The organism is Herbiconiux liangxiaofengii, assembly GCF_041927335.1.
GTDB lineage: Bacteria > Actinomycetota > Actinomycetes > Actinomycetales > Microbacteriaceae > Herbiconiux > Herbiconiux liangxiaofengii.
This window is the reverse complement of the sequence record NZ_JBHFHD010000011.1, coordinates 37650-53370: the sequence shown is the minus strand read 5'-3', so window position 1 is coordinate 53370 and position 15721 is coordinate 37650. Positions and strand designations below refer to the sequence as shown.

The window sequence follows — 15721 nt, the reverse complement described above, 5'->3', positions numbered from 1 at the left end:
ACGCGCCACGAGGCGCGCTGACGCGCCGCGCCCAGCCCGACTCGGCCCGTCCGACTCGGCCCGTCCGGGCCCCTCGAATCGCGCGCTCACTCCCCCAACAGTGCCGAGACCGCCCCCGAGACGCGCCGCGCGACATCCCGTTCGTCGACCCGGGTCAGCTCCCCGTCGCGCACCACCTCCCGGCCATTCACGAGCAGCAGCGCCAACGGCGGCTGCGATCCCAGGGTGAGCGCCGCCACCGGGTCCACGATCCCCGCGTGCGCGACGCCGTCGACCTTCCAGAGTGCGAGGTCGGCCAGCTTGCCCACCTCGATCGAGCCGATCTCCCTGTCGCGGCCGAGCACCCGGGCACCGCCCAGGGTGGCCACCCGCAGGGCGTCGCGGCCGGTCATCGCCGTCGCCCCGCCGCGCAACCGGTTCACCAGCACCGACATCCGGATCTCGGTGCCGAGCTGCCCCGACTCGTTCGAGGCCGCTCCGTCGACACCGAGGCCCACGGGCACCCCGGCCGCGAGCAACTGGGGAATCGGGGCGATGCCCGCGGCGAGCCGGGCGTTCGAGGAGGGGCAGTGGGCGACCCCGGTTCCGGTGGCTGCGAAGCGCGCGATGGCGGGTTCGTCGAGGTGCACGCAGTGCGCCATCCACACGTCGTCACCGAGCCAGCCGAGGTCGTCGAGGTACTGGGTGGGGGTGCGTCCGAAGCGCTCGAGGCAGAAGGCGTCCTCCTCCACGGTCTCCGATCCGTGGGTGTGCAGCCGCACCGACCCCGGCAGACTGCGGGCGAGCACGGCCGCCTCGCGCAGCAGCTCGGCCGTCACCGAGAACGGCGAGCACGGCGCGATCGCGATGCGCACCAGGGCCGAGCGTGACGGATCGTGGAATCGGGCGACGGCATCGGCGCTGGCCTGAAGCGCCGATGCCGTGGTCTCGACGGCGAAGTCGGGCGGCAGTCCGCCCTGCGAGGCGCCGAGATCCATCGATCCGCGGGTGGCGTGCAGCCGCACCCCCACGGTCGAGGCCGCGTCGACGATCGAGCCCAGGATGTCGCCGCCGCCGCGCGGGAACACATAGTGGTGATCGGCCATCGTGGTGCAACCCGAGAGCGCCCCCACGGCGATGCCGCCGAGCGCTCCCGCACCGACCGTGTCGGCGGTGATGCGCGACCAGATGGGGTACAGCGCCGTGAGCCAGTCGAACAGGATCGAGTCCTGGGCGATGCCGCGGGTGAGCCACTGGTAGAGGTGATGGTGGGTGTTCACGAGCCCGGGGGTGAGCAGGTGTCCCGTGGCGTCGACGCGGGTGACGGATGCGCCGGACAGCCACGCGGCCGGCGCGGGTCCGGCGCCCACGGCCACGATGTCGGTGCCCTCGATCACCACGTGGCCCGAGCGGTGCTCGGTGTCCAGCGCGTCGACGGTGGCGACGTAGGCGTTCTCGATCACGGTCCTCGCCGCGCCGACGGTGGGCGACGGCACAGCGACGCCCGCGGATCCAGACACGGCAGCAGCGCCGGCGGCTCCCGTGGGCACGGTCACGCCCGGCTCCCCGCGAGCGATCCGAGGGCACCCTGAACGATCCGTCCGGACTCGGGCTCCCCGCCGACGCGATGGATCGCCCCCGCCATGCGCCGCAGCTCCCGGCCGCTCGCCCCCGTGCGCGCCGCGATCACCTCGGCGAGGATCGACACAGCCGTCTCCTCGGGCGACGACGCCCCGAGATCGAGGCCGATCGGCGAGTGCAGCGCCCCCAGAGCCGCGTCGTCGAGCCCCCGCTCCCGCAGTGCGGCGAGGCGTCGCTCGTGGGTGACCCGCGACCCCATCGCGCCCACGTAGGCCACGTCGAGCGCGAGCGCCGTCTCGATCAGGGGCACGTCGAACTTGTCGTCGTGGGTGAGGATGCACAGCACCGTGCGCTCGTCGACCTCGGTCTCGCGCAGGTAGTCGGTGGGCCAGCGGTTCACCACCTCGGCCGCCGGAAAGCGCTCCGGCGTCGCGAACACGGGCCGCGCATCGCACACCGTCACGCGGTAGCCGAGCAGCGCCGCCGCGTTCGAGAGGGCCACCGAGAAGTCGACCGCGCCGAACACGATCAGGCGCGCGGGCGGTGCGCTCACCAGCAGCACCGTCTGCTCGAGCACGCCCGCGCACTCGACCGTTCGGCGCTCAGAACGCCCGCTCCGGATGCCGGCGAGCAACTCCGCTCTGACACGATCGAGCCGGTCTCCCGTCGGCGAGACGGACGGGGCGTCCGACGCCAGAGACCGTGCGGAGGTCGGAAGCCCCGAGGCGACCGGCGACCCGGCCGTCACCACCTCCACGGCACCAGAACCGCCCGCACCGCCCAGAACCAGCGCCACACCGGCGGCGCGCCCGTCGCGCGCCCGCTCGAGTTCACGCACGAGCCCGGCATCCGTGAGCGCCACCGTCTGCACGAACACGGTCAGCCGCCCGCCGCAGGAGAGCCCGACGGCGAAGGCGTCATCGTCGGTGAACCCGAACGAAGCCGTCTCGGGCTCGGCATTCTGCAGCACCCGCACGCAGGCGTCGTAGACGGCGCCCTCCACGCATCCGCCTGAGATGCTGCCCATCACGCGACCCTCGTCGTCGACCGCCATCGACGTGCCGAGCGCCCGCGGCGCACTGCCGTCGACCTCGATGACGGTGGCGACCGCCAGGCTGCGGCCGGCGGCGAGCGCGTCCAGCAGTGATGATGCGAGTTCGAGCATGCCCTCATTCCCCCCTCGACAGAACGGCCGGCGTCATCAGCCTGACACATGACTCTGTTAGAAATTCCGCATGCTGATCATCACCGATGCCCGACGGATCGTGGTCGACGCCGCCACCGAGCTCAAGGGCGATGACGCCCGCCGCTTCGAGGTGGGAGTCACGGTGCCGGCGCGCCCCGCGACATCCGGAGTCGACGGACCGGCCACCGAACCCGTGGAGACCCTCGACGCCGCCGGCTGCATCGTCACGCCCGGCCTCGTGAACGCGCATCACCACCTGCTGCAGACGATCTTCCGCACCCTGCCCGGCACCCGGGGCGTACCGATGCACGTGTGGCTGCCCACGATGGCCGCGGCATATGCCGAGATCGGCATCGATCCCGAGACGGCCTCGACAGCGGCCAGGGCGGGGGTGGCCGAGGGCCTGCTGAGCGGGGTGACCACCATCGCCGACCACCACCTCAACTGGCCCGCCGACGCCGACCTCGCCGGCACGGTGGAGATCGCGCGCGCCACGGCCGATGCGGCGCGACGTCTCGGCGGCCGCCTCGCCTTCGTGCGCGGCTCGGCGCGCGACGACCCCGAGCGCGCTGCGGCCTCGGCCGACGCCATCGCCACGGCCCTGCTCGGCGACACCGTCACCGAATCCGGCACCGGCACCCTCACCGGCACCGGCACGGCATCCGCCGACAAATCCGCCCGCCGCGACGTTACGCCCGACGGCTTCCTCCAGGTCGCGGTGGGCCCGGCCGGCGTGCACAGCGACGGCGAGGCCACCTTCCGCCTGCTCGGCGAGGTGGCCGCCAAGCACGGCCTCCGGCGTCGAACCCAGGCCAACGAGCAGGTCGACGTCGTGATCGCCCTGGAGAAGTACGGCAAGCGCCCGCTCCAGCTGCTCGAGGAGTGGGGCTGGCTGGCGGATGACGTCACCGTGGCGCACCTGTGCGCCGTCACCGAGGCCGAGATCGCCCTGCTCGCCGATCGCGGAGTCACCGCCACCCATGCCCCCGGCTGCGATCTGCCGATGGGCTGGGGCATCGCGCCGGTGGCCGCCCTCGCCGCAGCCGGCATCACCGTGGGCCTCGGCACCAGCGGCGGCGGCAGCAACGACGCCGGCCACCTGCTGGCGGATGCCCGGCTGGCCATGCAGGTCGCTCCCTTGGTGGGGCCTCCGGTCGACGCGCGCACCGTGCTCGCGATGGCCACCGAGGGATCGGCCACCGGACTCGGGCGCCCCGAGCTCGGCCACCTGCGCCCGGGCGCCGCCGCGGATCTGTGCGTCTGGGACGTCTCGGGCGTGGCCGACGCGGGTGTCGCCGACCCGGTGGCGGGCCTGCTCTGGACCAACCCGGGCCGTCGCCCGCGTCACGTCGTGGTGGGCGGCCGGGTGGTGGTGCGCGACTACCGCCTGGTGGGTCACGACGAGCACGCCATCGCCGCCGAGGTGTCCCAACTGCTCGCCACCCGGCAAGCGGCCCAGTGACCCCGGAACCCCGGCATCCGGGTCGTCAGAGCTCCAGCACCAGCCGAGGGCACGCCGCCCGTGACACGCAGATCATCATGACCTCGTTCGCCTCCTGCTCCGACGGGGTGAGCACAGAGTCGCGGTGATCGACCTCGCCCGACACCACGGGCGTCTCGCAGGTGCCGCAGGTGCCCTCGCGGCACGACGAGAGCACCAGCACGCCGGCCTCCTCCACCACGTCGAGGATCGAGCGGTCGGGCGGCACCTCCAGCGTCATGCCCGAGAGCTCCAGCTCCACCTCGAACGACTCCTGCCGCACCGGTTCGGTGACCTCGCGGGCCTCGAAGCGCTCCAGGTGCAGCGTGTCGGCCGGCCAGGCGGCGTCGCGGGCGACCTGCTCGAGCTCGACGAGCATCCGGGCGGGGCCGCAGCAGTACACGGCAACGGGCGCCTCGGCGGAGCCTCCCGACAGCGTCGTGAGGTCGAGCCGGTGCCCGGCCTCTGAGGTGTACACCGACACCCGGTCACCGTAGTCGGCCACGAGTTCGTCGACGAACGGCATGCGCTCCAGCGAGCGGCCGGCGTAGGCGAGGGTGAACGGGATGCCGGCGGCCGACGCCGCTCGCAGCATCGGCAGCAGCGGGGTGATGCCGATGCCACCGGCCACGAACGAGTACGACCCGCCAGGAACCACCGGCTTCAGCGCGAAGTGGTTCAGCGGCCCGCGCACGCGGATCCGGTCGCCCTCGGCCACGTGGGCGTGCAGGTGCTCTGAGCCGCCGCGGCCGCCCGGTTCGCGCAGCACCGCCACCTGGTAGCGGCTGCGGTCGGCCGGGTCGCCGCAGAGCGAGTACTGCCGCTCGACGCCCGGCTGCACCTCCACGTCGATGTGCGCGCCCGGCTGCCAGGCCGGCAGGTCGCCGCCGTCGGCCGCCCGCAGCGTGAGCAGCCGCACGTCGGTGGCGATCGGGCGCACCTCGGCCACCACGGCGTCGATCTCGGTCAGCCCGCTCATCCGCCGGCCCTCCGCTCCTTCACGATGAACAGGTGGTACTCGCCCTCGGAGAGCGAGCACCAGCGATGCAGGGTGCCTCCCGCGTAGTGGATGGAGTCGCCCGCCTCGAGCTCGAACGAGCCCTCGTCACCGAGGTCGACCAGCACCCGGCCGCTCACCACGTGCAGGAACTCGTCCTCCTCGTGCGTGTAGAACTCCCCCGGCGACACGTTCGACCCGCGGAACTCCATCGGCACGAACGGCACGTCGCCGTGCACCAGGATGCGCGCCTCGCCGCCGCCGAACGGGCCCTGCGGACCCTCCATCGAGCGCACGAGCGACACCCGCGCGGTGCCGCTCGAGGGCACGAGATCGTCGGTCGCGGCCGCGATGAGCTCGATCTGGCTCGACCCCAGGGCCCGTGCGATGCGTTCCAGCGACACCATCGAGGGCCGGGCCTGACCGCGTTCGAGCTGCGAGAGAAACGGATGCGACAGGTCGGCCAGCCGCGCCAGTTCCACGAGCGTCAGCCCGCGCGCCAGCCGGAACGAACGGATGCGTGCGCCCAGGCGCACGGTCTGCTCGTCGAGCACGACGCTTCCGGTGGAGATGGCGGTGTCCTTCCGATCGGCCCGGGCGGATGACGGGCGGTCACAGAGACAGTAACCATCAACCACCGCAGTAGCGAAATCGTGCGTCGGCCCAATTAACATTCGGAAATGCTTGCGTTACACGCCGGAAACGAGCCATCCGTAGCGTGGCCCGTGTTGAAGCCATCAACATCCGACCCGGGAGGACCTGCACGATGACCGTTCTCCCCCGCCGCCTCGTAAGCCTCCGCAACGCGACTCTCGCCGACGGCCGCGTGGTGCACGTGGAGCTCGACGGCGACACGGTCGTGAGCGTGGTCGCGGCCACCGAGGACGGGCCGGAGGCGCACCCCGCTGCTGACCCGGACACCGGCGCCGACGCGATCCTCGACCTCACCGGCTTCCTCCTGCTGCCCGCCCCGGCCGAACCGCACGCCCACCTCGACAAGGCCCTCTCCTGGGACCTGATCGAGCCCCCCATGGGCGACCTCGTGCTGGCCATCGAGTCCTGGAAGCGCTACGCCGCCACGATGACCACGGAGTCGATCGCCGACCGGGCGAGGCGGCAGGCCCTCACGATGCTGCAGAACGGCACGACCGCCATCCGGTGCCACGTCGACCTGCTCTCGGCCGACGGCGGAGCCGACCCGATGCGCGGAGTGCGCGCCCTCGCCCGGGTGCGCGACGAGCTCGCCGGGCTGGTCGACCTCGAACTCGTGGCCCTCGCCGGCCCGCACGCCACCGACGAGCAGGTGAACGAGGCCATCGACCTCGGCGTCGACCTCGTGGGCGGCGCCCCGCACCTGGCCGACGACCCCGACGCCGACCTGCGCCGGCTGCTCGCCATCGCCGAGACCCGCGGGGTGGGCGTCGACATGCACACCGACGAGAGCCTCGGCGGCCCGGTCACCATGGGCACGCTCACCGAGGTGGTTCGCGACTGGCCGGCCGACCGACCGGTCACCGCCGGGCACTGCGTGCGACTCGGCACCCTCGAACCGGTCGAGCTCGGCACGCTGATCGAGGGCATCCTGGCGGCGGATGTCGGCATCGTGACCCTCCCGATCACCAACCTCTATCTGCAGGGCTGGGAGCATCCGGTCGCCACCCCGCGCGGACTCACCGCGGTGCGCGCCCTACTGGATGCCGGCGTGCGGCTCGGCGCCGGCGCCGACAACGTGCGCGACCCGTTCAACCCGGTCGGCCGCAGCGACGCGCTCGAGACCGCCTCGCTGCTCGTCACCGCCGGCCACCTCACGCTCGACGAGGCCTACGCCGCGGTGAGCACCGGAGCCCGCTCGGTGATGAGCCTGCCGGCGGCCGGCATCGCTCCGGGGCTGAAGGCCGAGCTGCTCGCGGTGCGCGCCGAGAACCTGTCGGATGCGATCGCGAACGCCTCCGCCGACCGGTACGTCGTGCACGCGGGCCGTCTCGTGGCCCAGAGCGAGGTGAGGCGGAGCATCGCCCCGATCACCGTCGACCACCTCGAGTCAGCCGACTCCGCCGAAGCCGCCGGCCTCCGAACCGCCATCCAGACCCCCGACCCCCAGTACGAAACGAGGTGAGAAGCACCATGTCCATCGCACCCCCACCCACCGCGCCCGCCACCACCACCGGCCAGCTGCTGCACTTCGAGGACGTCGCCATGACGTTCCCGAACGGCACCACCGCCCTGCAGGGCGTCGACCTGACGGTGAACCGCGGTGAATTCGTCACCGTGGTCGGTCCCTCCGGCTGCGGCAAGTCGACCTTGCTGCGCATCGCCTCCGGACTCACCCCCGCCACCGAGGGCACCACCCAGGTCGACACCAGCCGCATCGGCTACGTCTTCCAGGACGCGACCCTGCTGCCCTGGCGCGACGTGCAGTCCAACGTCGAACTCCTCGCCGAGCTGAACGGGGTTCCGAAGGCCAAGCGCAAGGCCACGGCCAAGCAGGCCATCGACCTCGTGGGCCTGTCGGGCTTCGAGAAGCACCTGCCGCGCACGCTCTCGGGCGGCATGAAGATGCGCACGAGCCTCGCCCGGTCGCTCACCCTCGACCCCGAGCTGTTCCTCTTCGACGAGCCGTTCGGCGCGCTCGACGAGATCACCCGCGAGCGGCTGAACGACGAGCTGATCAAGCTCTTCACCGAGCAGCAGTTCGCCGGTCTGTTCATCACCCACTCCGTCTCGGAGGCCGTGTACCTCTCCACGAAGGTGGTGGTGATGTCGGGTCGCCCCGGCAAGATCGTCGACACCTTCCCCGTGGAGTTCCCCTTCCCCCGCGACCCCGAGATCCGCTTCACCGCGGAGTTCGCCGAGCTCTGCGGCAAGGTCTCCCACGCACTCCGAGAGGGCCACCACTGATGACCACCACGCCTCCGGCACCGCCGAAGAACCGCACGCTGATGCGGCCGGCCACCGTCAAGAAGTCGAAGTCGGCCACCATGACCTGGCTGCCGCCGGTGCTGGTCTTCCTCGCCCTCATCGGTGTCTGGTACGCCATCACCTACGTCGTGCTCGACGAGAAGCGCCGCTTCCTGATGCCTCCACCGCACGAGGTCGTGGCCGCGTTCTTCGACCCGGAGACCTTCGGCGAGATCATGGTGGCGCTCGGGCGCACGACTCTCGTGGCGCTGGTGGGCCTCGCGATCGCCATGGTGATCGGCATCGTCTGGGCCATCGCGATGAGCCAGGCCAAGTGGGTGGAACGCTCGCTCTACCCGTACGCGGTGGTGCTGCAGTGCATCCCGATTCTCGCGCTCGTGCCGCTGATCGGCTTCTGGTTCGGGTTCGAGTACCCCGCCCGCATCATCGTGTGCGTGATGATCGCCCTGTTCCCGATGGTCTCGAACACCCTGTTCGGCCTGCAGTCGGTCGACCCCGGCCAGCGCGAGCTCTTCCAGCTGCAGCGGGCCAACCGCTGGACCGTGCTGACCAAGCTCGAGTTCCCCGCCGCCCTCCCCGCGATCTTCGCCGGGATGCGCATCTCGGCCGGTCTGGCCGTGGTCGGCGCGATCGTGGGCGACTTCTTCTTCCGCCGCGGCGAACCCGGTCTCGGCTCGCTGCTCAGCACCTACACGGCGCGACTGCGGTCGGCCGAGCTGTTCGCGACGATCTTCGTCGCCGCCCTGCTCGGAGTCGCGATCTTCGCGCTGTTCGGCTGGGTCGGAAAGCGCGCCGTCGGCCGCTGGTACGACTTCTCGGCCAACTAGACCTCCGTCCCGCACCACCGCACCTCCCCCAAGACGCACCACCGCACCTGCACCACTCACATTCCGCACCACCCACTAGGAGATGAAATGCGCAGATCCCGAACCCGGCTCGTGCTCACGACCGGACTGGTCGCGGCGACCGCCGTCGCCCTCGCCGCCTGCTCGAGCGGAGCCTCCAGCACCGAGTCGACCGCCGCATCCGACGCCGAGATCGGTTCGGTCGACCTCGCCGCCGCCGGCTGCCCGGCCACGGTCGTGCTGCAGACCGACTGGAACCCCGAGGCCGAGCACGGCCACCTCTACCAGCTGCTCGGCCCCGACCCGGTGGTCGACGCGAGCAACAAGAGCGTCAGCGGCCCGCTCTACAGCAAGGGCGAGTACACGGGCGTCAACGTCGAGGTGCGCTCCGGCGGGCCGGCGATCGGCTTCCAGACCGTGACCTCGATCATGTACCAGGACCCCGACATCATGCTCGGTTACGTCTCGAGCGACGAGCAGATCGCCAACTCGGCCGACTTCCCCACCACGGCCGTGTTCGCGCCCCTGGAGAAGAGCCCGCTGATGATCATGTGGGACCCGGCCACCTACCCCGACGCGAAGAGCATCAAGGACGTCACCAGCAAGGGTGCCGTCGTGCGCTACTTCGCCGACTCCACCTACATGGAGTACCTGAAGGAGTCCGGCCAGGTTCCCGAGGCCCAGGCCGACGGCAGCTACGACGGCACTCCGGCGAACTTCGTCGCCGACCAGGGCAAGGCCGCGCAGCAGGGCTTCGCCTCGGCCGAGCCCTACATCTACGAGAACGAGGTCGCCGACTGGATGAAGCCGGTCGACTTCCAGCTCATCAACGACACCGGCTGGGACTACTACCAGTCGGTCATGGCCACCCGCACGGGTGACCTCGAGGCGAACGCCGACTGCCTGAAGGCCCTGGTGCCTGTGCTGCAGCAGGCCGAGGTCGACTACTTCGCCGACCCGGCACCCGTGAACACGCTCATCCTCGACCTGGTGAAGCAGTTCGACACCGGCTGGGTGTACTCGCAGGGCGTGGCCGACTTCTCGGTGAAGCAGATGATCGACCTCGGCCTCGTCTCCAACGGCTCGAACGACACCATCGGCGACCTCGACCCCGACCGCATGTCGTCGTTCTTCGACAAGGCGGTGCCGATCCTCGAGAAGATCGGTTCCACCCCGGCTGACGGCCTGAAGGTCGACGACCTGTACACGAACGAGTACATCGACACCTCGATCGGCCTGAAGTAACCATGTCGCTCCCACCCGTGACCGCGACGCCGCCTGCCGCCCGAGTCGGCTCCGGCCGCCTCGTCGGCAAGCGCGCCGTGGTCACGGGCGGGGCGCGCGGCATCGGCGCCGAGATCGCCCGCCGCTTCACCGCCGAGGGCGCCGAGGTCGTCGTGCTCGACCGGCTCGCCGAGCAGGGCAGCGCCTTCGCACAGCAGATCGGCTGCCACTTCCTCCCGGTCGACCTCACCGATCAGGCGGGCACGGCCGAGACGATGGCCGAGGCCGTCGACAAGCTCTCCGGCCTCGACGTGCTCGTGAACAACGCGGGCATCCTCCGCTTCTCGCCGCTGCTGGACATCACCGTCGAGGAGTGGGAGACCACCTTCGCCATCAACACCACCGCGATGCTCATCACCACGCAGCTCGCGGCGCGCGCCATGCTCGCGGCGCCTCCCCCGGCTCCGGATGCGCGCGGCCCGCGCGGCACCATCATCAACCTGGCGAGCATGGCCGGCAAGACCGGCGGCTCGGGCCAGGCGCACTACGCTGCGTCGAAGGCGGCCGTGATCGCCCTCACCCGGGTGACCGCGCTGGAGCTCGGGCCATCCGGGATCACCGCCAACTGCCTCTGCCCGGGCTACGTGCTCACCGACATGGGAGCCGCCACCCGCACCGCGGAGGACGTGGCCGAGTGGTCGACCTACTCGCCGCTCGGCCGGCTCGGCGAACCGTCTGACGTGGCCGGCGTCGCCGCCTTCCTCGCCTCCGACGATGCCGCGTACATGACCGGGCAGGCCCTGAACGTCACCGGCGGCATGGTCATGCACTGACCGGCCCGCCACCCTTCTCCCCTCTCTCCCTGTTCCACCGCTCCTCGCACCGAAGGACCACCATGACCGCGTCACCCTCCCCCGATCAGATCGCGGCCCTCGCCGCCGAGCTCACCGCGCTGCTCGGCGAGCGCGGTGTCAGCACCGAGCTGCGCGGACGCGAGAAGGCGTCCGTCGACGGCGCGAAGATGTCGCCCATCCTCGCCGCGCAGCTGCCGCTGGGGCTCGCCGACCTCGTCGCGTTCCCCACCAGCGCCGAGCAGATCGCCGAGGTGGTGGCGGCCGCCGTGCGCCACGGCGTCGCGGTGACCCCGCGCGGCAAGGGCACGGGCAACTACGGCCAGGCCATCCCGCTCGAGGGCGGCCTGGTGCTCGACGTGTCGAAGGCCCGCGCCATCGTCTCGGTGGAGCACGGGAAGCTGACCGCCGAGGCCGGTGCCACCATGGTGGCCATCGAGCAGGCGGCCCGCGAGACCGGTCAGCAGATCCTGATGTACCCGTCGACGGCGCAGTCGACCATCGGCGGCTTCCTCTCGGGCGGCTCCGGCGGCACCGGGTCGATCAAGCACGGCTCGAACATGAGCGGCGAGTACGTGGTGGCGCTCGACGTGGTGCACGCCTCGCCCACCGCCGAGCTCGTGCACGTCGAGGGAGCCGACGCGCAGCCCTACGTGCACACCTACGGCACCGCGGGCATCATCGCCCGCGCCACCATCGCGCTCGAGCCGATGCAGGAGTGGGTGGGCTTCTACGCGAGCTTCCCCACCTTCGAGCAGGCCACGAGCGTCATCCGGCAGATCGGCTGGCTCGAGCCCACGCCGCGCCTCGTCTCGGCCGACCTGCCCACCATCGCCAACGCGCTGCCCGCCGACCCCGCCATCCCGCGCGACCGCGCATCCCTTCGTGCCATCCTCGACACGGCCAGCGTGGATGCGGCCCGGGTTCTCGTCGAGGGCGCGGGCGGCCGGGTCGAGGAGGTGCGCGAGGGCCCCCAGGCCACGGTGAAGATCTCGATGCTGTCGTACAACCACCCCATCGAGTGGCTGCAGAAGAGCACCGATGAGCCCTACTTCCACGTGGAGGTGTCGGGAGCCGCGCTGGTGGAGCGCCTCGAGGAGGTGCACCAGGTGTACCCCGGAGCCATGCTGCACATCGAGGCGCAGCGCGACCACCCGATCGGCATGCTCGCCGCCCCCTACATCAGCCCCGAGGCCGTGTACCAGGGGTACGAGCGGCTGCTCGCCATCGACGTGGGGTACCACTCGCCGCACCAGTGGTACGTCGACCACAAGGTCGACCGGGTGCGCGCGCTGGCCGCGGAGACCGACCCCGAGGGGCTGCTCAACCCCGGGAAGCTGCCCCCCGAGGGCGCGCTGCTCGGCCCGGAGAAGCGCTCATGAGCATCCGGACCCGTCGCCTCGTTGAGCTCTCCGGCACGGCCGCCGAGGCCGCCCTATCGGAGGACTCGGTGATCGTGCTGCCCACCGGCGCCATCGAGTTCCACGGGCCGCATCTGCCGTTGATGACCGACTTCCTCATCGCCGACGCCGTGGCCAACGCCTCGGTCGACCGGGCCGCCGCCGACGGGCTCGACGTGTGGGTGCTGCCGACGCTGGCCTACACCAAGAGCGACGAGCACCACTGGGCGCCCGGCACGATGTGGATCAGCTGGGACACGCTGATGCAGACCGTGGTGGAGCTCGGCAACTCCATCGCCGCCACCCCGGCCCGCAAGCTCGTGTTCTTCAACGGGCACGGCGGAAACCTCGCCCTGCTGCAGGTGGCGTGCCGCGAGCTGCGGCGGCGGTTCGGGCTGCAGACGTTCCTGATGGGCGCGACGGTGCCCGCCGGCGCCCACGACGGGCCAGAGGAGCTGGGGCTCGGCATCCACGCCGGGCACTCGGAGACCTCTCTCGTGCTGCACCTGCGGCCCGAGCTCGTCGATCTGTCGGTGGCCGAGCGGAGCGTGCCCGAGCACCTCGCCGAGTACGAGCACATCGGATTCAAGAAGCGGGTCACCTTCGGCTGGCTGTCGAACGACTTCTCCACCAACGGCACGCTGGGCGATCCGACGGGCGCCACGGCCGAGTACGGGGCCCAGTTGTTCGAGGCGGCGGTGAGCGACTCGGTCGCGGCCTTCGCCGAGATCGCGCGGTTCGACGCGGCGGGGGCGACGCCGGCCGTGGTGACGGCCCCGGCAGCGGACTCCGTCACGGCCTCGTCATGACCGGCTCCGCGCTCGACCCGGTGCCGGCCCCCGCCGCCGCGCCCGACGACCTGCTCGCCGCCTGGCTGCCGGCCAACGACGACCCCGTGCGGCCCCTCATGACGCTCAGCACCGTGTCGTCGTCGGGGTATCCCGACGCCCGCTCCGTGCTCCTGTCGGAGTACGACTCCGCCGGCCTCTACTTCCACACCGACTCGCGATCGCGCAAGGTCGCCGACCTCACCGCGAACCCCCGGGCGGCGCTCACGCTGGTGTTCCCGGGCCGGCAGCTCGTGGTGCAGGGCGACGCCACCCGCACCTCGCCCGACGAGCAGTCCTGGGCCTACCAGCACCGCTCGCGCTACCTGCAGCAGCTCTCCTGGCTCAACACGGCCCGGTTCGCGGCCCTGCCGGAGTCGCAGCGCCTGGCCGAGTGGGCCGAGTTCACCGACGCGCATCCGACACTCACGCCCCCGCCCACCTGGACGGGCTTCGTGGTGCGCCCCGTGCGACTGACGTTCTGGGAGGGCTCGCCCGACACGGCGAGCCGCCGCACCGAGTACCGCCGCACCCCCACGGGCTGGGACGCCACCCACCTCGCGGGGTGACCGTTCAGACGGGAGGAGAATGACGTCGATGGGGCCGTATGCGCCTCGAAGGCGTCATTCTCCTCCGCTCTGAACACCTCCACCCCCCGAGGCAGCGGCAGCGGCGGCGATGGCGTCGGTCAGCGCTGTGAGCAGCCGCGGCGAGTCGAGCGCCGGCAGCACCACCTCCACGAGCACCGCCTTGTCGGTGGCCGAGTGGGCGAGCGCCAGCGCGGCCGCCAGCTCGTCCTCGGTCGACGCACGGGCGGTGAGCACGCGGTCGCCGGCGCCGAACGCGGCCGGGATCAGCGTCCAGTCCCACGGCGCGATGTCCTGGTACACCGCCGCCGGGCTCTGGATCTTGCGCTCGACGGTGTACCCGTCGTTGTTCAGCAGGAAGATCACGGGCGTGCCCCCGCGGTGCAGAATCGTCGACAGCTCCTGCACGGTCAGCTGCGCCGCCCCGTCGCCCACGAACAGCACCGCCCGCCGCCCGGGCAGCGCCACCGTCGCGCCCAGCGTCGCCGGGATCGTGTAGCCGATCGACGACCACACCGGCTGCCCGAGCAGATCCGACTCGTCGGGCAGCACCAGGTCGAGGGCGCCGTAGAACGAGGTTCCGGCGTCGGCGATCACGGTGGTCTGCGGCCGCAGCCAGCCCTGCACCGCGGCCCAGAAGTACTCCTGGTCGAGTGCCCGGTCGGCCACCGGCTCGTCGGCCGCGGCGAGCGGCGGATGCCCGACCGGCGTCACCGCCGGCCGGGAGGTGCGCCCGAGCACCGAGTGCAGGGTGCGCAGCGAGTCCTCCAGCCGCACCCCGTAGAACGTCGTGTCGGCGATCCGGGCCGCCGTGAGCCCGAGCTCGATGGCCTGCTCCGCGTCGAAGCGCTGGGTGAAGAACCCGGTGAGGAAGTCGCTCATCACGGTGCCGGCGAGCACCAGCAGTGGCGCGTCGTCCACCGCGTCCCGCGCCTCGGCCACGCGCGTGAAGGCGCCCATGTAGGTGCCCAGCGACGCCGGATGCGACTCGTCGAGCACGGCCTTCGACATGTTCTGCGAAGCCAGGTACACCCCGTCGTGGTCGGCGATCTCGCGCACCAGCGGCTCGAGGCTGCGCCGGTGCACCTGCGGGCCGAGCAGCATCGTCACGCGCTTGTGCCCCTCGACGGCCGCGGCGAGGGCCTCGGCGAACCGGGCCAGCTCGCCCGCGTCGCTCGAGGCCGCGACCAGCGGATGCCGCAGGTTCGCCGCGTGCACCGAGCTCACGGCGACATCCGCCGGAACACCCAGGTACACCGGCTTCGATTCGCGCAGCGCCGTCATCAGGGCGGCGTCGATGTCGCGCGTGGCGGTGGCGGCGCGTACGATCGTGGCCGAGGCCGTGACCTCGCGGTAGGCGCGGTAGAAGTGCTCGTAGTCGCCGTCGATCAGGGTGTGGTGCAGGTGCGCGCCCGCGGCCTTCTGCACCGTGGAGGGCATGCCGGTGATCTGCACCACGGGAACGTCCTCGGAGAAGCTGCCGGCCACACCGTTGATCGCCGAGAGCTCGCCCACGCCGAACGTGGTGACCAGGGCGCCGAGCCCCCGGCGCAGGCGCGCGTAGCCGTCGGCGGCGTAGGCCGCGTTGAGCTCGTTCGTGGAGCCCACCCAGGTGAAGCCGACGACGGTCACCATCTCGTCGAGCAGGCTCAGGTTGAAGTCACCGGGCAGGCCGAACACGTGGTCGGCCCCGAGCTGCACCAGGCGCGTGGCGAGGTACTGGCCGACGGTGACGGTGCCGGCCGGATCGGAGGGGATGTACGGGGCGCCGGAGGTGATGGCGCCGCTTTCGGTGGCGGTCGTGTCGCTCATGCGACCAGCATCCCACCGGCTCCCGCTCCTCGT

General features: G+C 71.7%; 14 protein-coding genes. 9 read left to right on the top strand and 5 right to left on the bottom strand.

Going from position 1 to position 15721, the window contains the following annotated elements; all coding sequences use genetic code 11:
• Positions 1–86 precede the first annotated feature (86 nt).
• Both ACEXOR_RS12330 and ACEXOR_RS12325 read right to left on the bottom strand, forming a co-directional pair.
• Entirely contained in the window at positions 87–1535 is a 1449-nt protein-coding gene (locus tag ACEXOR_RS12330; RefSeq protein WP_374849953.1) for an 8-oxoguanine deaminase, read from the bottom strand.
• The gene (locus ACEXOR_RS12325; RefSeq protein ID WP_374849952.1) at positions 1532–2725 is read right to left on the bottom strand and encodes an XdhC family protein; all 1194 of its coding nucleotides are present in this window, start codon (positions 2723–2725) and stop codon (positions 1532–1534) included. The genes ACEXOR_RS12330 and ACEXOR_RS12325 overlap by 4 nt, the downstream gene beginning before the upstream one ends.
• Before the next feature lie 70 nt (positions 2726–2795).
• Between ACEXOR_RS12325 and ACEXOR_RS12320 the strand changes: the two genes are divergently transcribed.
• Positions 2796–4208, top strand: a complete 1413-nt coding sequence (locus tag ACEXOR_RS12320) for an amidohydrolase family protein (protein ID WP_374849950.1) — start codon at positions 2796–2798, stop codon at positions 4206–4208.
• A gap of 25 nt (positions 4209–4233) precedes the next feature.
• Here the strand turns inward: ACEXOR_RS12320 and ACEXOR_RS12315 are convergent, their stop codons facing one another.
• Together ACEXOR_RS12315 and ACEXOR_RS12310 are read right to left on the bottom strand one after the other, a co-directional pair.
• Positions 4234–5205 (bottom strand): PDR/VanB family oxidoreductase, encoded by a 972-nt coding sequence (locus ACEXOR_RS12315; RefSeq protein ID WP_374849949.1) that lies wholly within the window; start codon positions 5203–5205, stop codon positions 4234–4236.
• Positions 5202–5861: a helix-turn-helix domain-containing protein gene (locus tag ACEXOR_RS12310; protein ID WP_374849948.1), complete on the bottom strand. Its 660-nt coding sequence runs from the start codon at positions 5859–5861 to the stop codon at positions 5202–5204. Before ACEXOR_RS12310 ends, ACEXOR_RS12315 begins: the two co-directional genes overlap by 4 nt.
• A gap of 128 nt (positions 5862–5989) precedes the next feature.
• Here ACEXOR_RS12310 and ACEXOR_RS12305 point away from each other — a divergent pair, with 128 nt between their 5' ends.
• The 8 genes from ACEXOR_RS12305 to ACEXOR_RS12270 all read left to right on the top strand — a co-directional run bounded on the left by ACEXOR_RS12305 (position 5990) and on the right by ACEXOR_RS12270 (position 13858).
• Entirely contained in the window at positions 5990–7339 is a 1350-nt protein-coding gene (locus ACEXOR_RS12305; protein ID WP_374849947.1) for an amidohydrolase family protein, read from the top strand.
• 8 nt (positions 7340–7347) lie between these two features.
• A complete protein-coding gene (locus ACEXOR_RS12300; protein WP_374849945.1) occupies positions 7348–8121 on the top strand; it encodes an ABC transporter ATP-binding protein in 774 nt (257 codons plus the stop codon).
• A complete protein-coding gene (locus tag ACEXOR_RS12295) occupies positions 8121–8969 on the top strand; it encodes an ABC transporter permease (RefSeq protein ID WP_374849944.1) in 849 nt (282 codons plus the stop codon). The genes ACEXOR_RS12300 and ACEXOR_RS12295 overlap by 1 nt, the downstream gene beginning before the upstream one ends.
• An 87-nt stretch (positions 8970–9056) precedes the next feature.
• Positions 9057–10232, top strand: a complete 1176-nt coding sequence (locus ACEXOR_RS12290) for a substrate-binding domain-containing protein (protein ID WP_374849942.1) — start codon at positions 9057–9059, stop codon at positions 10230–10232.
• 2 nt (positions 10233–10234) lie between these two features.
• Positions 10235–11044, top strand: coding sequence for an SDR family NAD(P)-dependent oxidoreductase (locus ACEXOR_RS12285; RefSeq protein WP_374849941.1), 810 nt, complete (start codon positions 10235–10237; stop codon positions 11042–11044).
• Positions 11045–11106: 62 nt separating this feature from the next.
• Entirely contained in the window at positions 11107–12444 is a 1338-nt protein-coding gene (locus tag ACEXOR_RS12280) for an FAD-binding oxidoreductase (protein ID WP_374849939.1), read from the top strand.
• Positions 12441–13271: a creatininase family protein gene (locus ACEXOR_RS12275; protein WP_374849938.1), complete on the top strand. Its 831-nt coding sequence runs from the start codon at positions 12441–12443 to the stop codon at positions 13269–13271. The genes ACEXOR_RS12280 and ACEXOR_RS12275 overlap by 4 nt, the downstream gene beginning before the upstream one ends.
• Entirely contained in the window at positions 13268–13858 is a 591-nt protein-coding gene (locus tag ACEXOR_RS12270; protein WP_374849937.1) for a pyridoxamine 5'-phosphate oxidase family protein, read from the top strand. The genes ACEXOR_RS12275 and ACEXOR_RS12270 overlap by 4 nt, the downstream gene beginning before the upstream one ends.
• A 54-nt stretch (positions 13859–13912) precedes the next feature.
• Here ACEXOR_RS12270 and ACEXOR_RS12265 read toward each other — a convergent pair whose 3' ends face one another.
• Positions 13913–15688 (bottom strand): alpha-keto acid decarboxylase family protein, encoded by a 1776-nt coding sequence (locus ACEXOR_RS12265; protein WP_374849936.1) that lies wholly within the window; start codon positions 15686–15688, stop codon positions 13913–13915.
• Positions 15689–15721 lie beyond the last annotated feature (33 nt).